The sequence below is a fragment of the Polaromonas sp. P1_E3 genome, from assembly GCF_056405935.1.
This window is the reverse complement of sequence record NZ_JBFUBD010000294.1, coordinates 1-3430: the sequence shown is the minus strand read 5'-3', so window position 1 is coordinate 3430 and position 3430 is coordinate 1. Positions and strand designations below refer to the sequence as shown.

The following is a 3430-nucleotide window of genomic DNA, read 5'->3' as shown; positions in this document are numbered from 1 at the left end:
GTCAATGCACCGTGGCCGCCCATCGAATGGCCAGAGATGCCGGCGCGGTTCGCATCGATCGGCAGGGCGTTTGCCAGCAGGGGCAGCAGTTCCGCCGTGATGTAGCTTTCCATGCGGTAGTGCTGCGACCAGGGGGCCTGTGTCGCGTCAAGGTAAAAACCGGCGCCGCGGCCGAAGTCCCAGCTGTCGGTCTCGCCAGGAATCTTCGCGCCACGCGGGCTGGTGTCAGGTGCGATCAGCGCGAGGCCCAGCTCGGCTGCCAGGCGCTGCGCCCCGGCCTTGGTCATGAAGGTCTCTTCGTTGCAGGTCAGGCCTGCGAGGAAGACCAGTGCCGGCACTGTTTCCCCAGCCACGGCTTGCGGTGGCAGGAACACCGAAAACTTCATCGGCAGGCCGACTTCGCGCGAGTCGTGCTGGTAAAAACGCTGCACGCCGCCGAAGCAGCCGTGTTCGCTGAGGAGTTCGAGTTGGGTGGTCATGATTTATCCACTTTAAGAAGGCGCCACATCTTTACCAGCCGGGGCCGCGGGACTGGCTTTGCCAGACCGCAGGCGCAGCGCCCCCTGAGGGGGCAGAGAGCTACACGCAGTGAGCGAACGTGGGGGCTAGTAAATCACCACACCACGAATCGACTCACCACTTTTCATGAGGTCGAATCCCTTGTTGATATCTTCCAGCGGCATGGTGTGCGTGATCAGGTCGTCGATGTTGATCTTGCCTTCCATGTACCAATCCACAATCTTCGGCACGTCGGTGCGGCCGCGTGCGCCGCCAAAGGCCGAGCCTTCCCACTTGCGGCCAGTCACCAGCTGGAACGGACGGGTGCTGATCTCGGCGCCGGCTTCGGCCACGCCGATGATGATGCTGCGGCCCCAGCCCTTGTGCGTGCATTCGAGCGCCTGCCGCATCACCTTGGTGTTGCCGATGCATTCAAAGCTGTAGTCGGCGCCACCGTCGGTCAGTTGCACGATGGCGTCGACGACATTCTCGGTGTCCTTGGGGTTGATGAAATGCGTCATGCCGAACTTGCGCGCCATCTCCTGCCGGGCGGGGTTGATGTCGACCCCGATGATCTTGTCGGCGCCCACCATCTTCGCGCCCTGGATCACATTGAGGCCAATGCCGCCCAGGCCGAACACCACGACGTTGGCGCCCGCTTCTACCTTGGCGGTGAAGAGCACGGCGCCKATGCCGGTGGTGACGCCGCAGCCGATGTAGCAGAYCTTGTCAAAGGGCGCATCTTCCCGGATCTTGGCCAGCGAGATTTCGGGCGCGACGGTGTAGTTGCTGAAGGTGCTGGTGCCCATGTAGTGAAAGATGGGCTTGCCGTCCAGGCTGAAGCGGCTGGTGGCGTCGGGCATCAGGCCCTTGCCCTGGGTGCCGCGGATCAGCTGGCACAAGTTGGTTTTGCGTGAAAGGCAAAACTTGCACTGCCGGCACTCGGGCGTGTAGAGCGGAATGACATGGTCGCCCTTCTTGAGCGTGGTTACGCCGGGGCCCACATCGACCACAATGCCCGCCCCTTCATGGCCCAGGATGGCCGGAAAGATACCTTCCGGGTCGGCGCCCGAGAGTGTGTAGTAGTCGGTGTGGCAGATGCCGGTGGCTTTGATTTCCACCAGCACTTCGCCGAACTTCGGGCCCTGCAGGTCAACGGTTTCAATGGTCAGGGGCTGGCCCGATTTCCAGGCGACGGCGGCTTTGGTTTTCATGGTGTGTTGGCTTGCGTTGGAAGTGAAGGGAACGTGGTTCACGTGCGTAAGTCACTATAAGCCAGTCACCGTCGCTGAGTTTCCCGCAAAGCCGTATCTTCACGGGCCACATGTTTCATTTTGAGAAAACCTGGGGCCTTGTCTTCTGMGCTGGCTCGCCAGCCAGCTGAGATGCGCCGGTGCACCGTGAGGGTGTAGCCTTCGCCGTTTGGTTGCAAGTAAAAAAGCTGCCTGGGCCATTAAACATGGGCGCAAGCAGCTATTAATTTCATAGCATTGAAGCTTGGCGGGCGAGACCCGCCACGGCTTTTTCAGCGCCCGGTTTCTTTCAGAAACTGCGTGCGGGCGGCGATGGCTGTGTCGGTGAAGTCGGTGAACACGCCATCGACGCCGGTACGATAAAAAGCCAGGTACTCAGCTTTGGCGTTGCCCTGGTAGTCGGCGGCCAGCCGGCGTGACTCATTGCGAAAAGTAAATGGGTGAACGAACAGGCCCGCCTTGTGGGCGTCGGCAACCAGGCTGGTGGTGTGGGAAGAAGTGGCATCTGCATCGTTGACCTTGCCATCACCATTCACATCAATGGCCTTGCCGTTTGCGCCGATGGTTCCCTTGATGCCGATGATGAAGCGTTTCCAGGGGCCAATGCCGTCCGCATAGGTCTTGATTTCAGCCAGGCCTGCGGGCGTCACCATGGCATCGAAGAAACGCTTGTCTCCTGCCTTGGTCCAGTCATAGGGACGGTCACTTGGAACGGCAAAAGTCACGGTACCGGTTTTCATGTCAACGCCGTCACCGTCGATCAGCTGGATCAACCGTGTGTTCAGGCCTTTGCTCTTCATGTACTTCAGGCTGCCCGGCTCAAACGACTGCACATAGATGGGCGCCGTCTTGCTGTTCCAGCCCGCCGCGTTGATGATGGCAATCAGCTTGTCTTCCATCGGCAGGCCGAGCTCGCGGAAGTAGGTCGGGTTTTTGGTCTCAGGATAGATCGCGATCGTGCGGCCGGCTTTTGCAGACTGGGCCTTGGCCAGGTCCACCACTTCCTGGAAGGTCGGGATCTTGTATTGGCCGTTGAACTGCTGCGGGCGTTCGGCATCGGTCGAGATGGCGCCCAGGGTGCGGATTTCAGCCAGCGTGAAGTCGTTGCTGAACCAGCCGGTCTGCGTTTCGCCGTCGACCTGGATGGTCTTTTTGCGTGACGCGAACTCCGGGTGTTTGGCCACGTCGGTGCTGATCGCCAGGTTGGGGTCGTGGCGGGTGATCAGTACGCCGTCCCTGGTCACTACCAGGTCCATCTCGATCACGTCGGCGCCCAGCTCGATCGCGCGCACATAGGCCTCCAGCGTTTCTTCGGGTACATAGCCCGAAGCACCCCGGTGGGCGATGACCAGTGGCGTCTTTCCATCAAGAGTGGACAGGCCTGCTTGAGATGTCGTGCCTGAAGAGGAGCAGGCAGCCAGCATTACGCTGCTGCAAATAAGTGCGAGCAGGTTGCCTTGTTTCGCGGCCTGGCGGGTCGATACGGTCATGGTGTTTCCGAAGTAGGTAAAAGGGTTGATCGTATGTTCCGCATCACGACAGGCGTGTGACAGTGTGTAGCGCAGTGTCCGTTCGTCCATGAAAAATGCCGGAACAGGTCCGGCATTTTGTGGAGAGGCAAGCAAGGCTTGCGGTCAAGAAGGATCAGGCGCTGAAGAAACCCTTGAGCTTGTCGGCCC

The 3430-nt window shown here is 60.3% G+C and carries 3 protein-coding genes; all 3 read right to left on the bottom strand.

All coding sequences use genetic code 11. The features are described 5' to 3' along the window. A partial coding sequence (locus tag AC1D0Z_RS18040; RefSeq protein ID WP_477659574.1) for an alpha/beta hydrolase-fold protein occupies positions 1 to 479 on the bottom strand: 479 nt, incomplete at its 3' end. Positions 480 to 605: 126 nt separating this feature from the next. Beyond that, a complete protein-coding gene (locus tag AC1D0Z_RS18035; protein WP_477659573.1) occupies positions 606 to 1712 on the bottom strand; it encodes an S-(hydroxymethyl)glutathione dehydrogenase/class III alcohol dehydrogenase in 1107 nt (368 codons plus the stop codon). A gap of 311 nt (positions 1713 to 2023) precedes the next feature. Then, positions 2024 to 3241, bottom strand: a complete 1218-nt coding sequence (locus AC1D0Z_RS18030; RefSeq protein ID WP_477659572.1) for a glycerophosphodiester phosphodiesterase — start codon at positions 3239 to 3241, stop codon at positions 2024 to 2026. Positions 3242 to 3430: the final 189 nt, after the last annotated feature.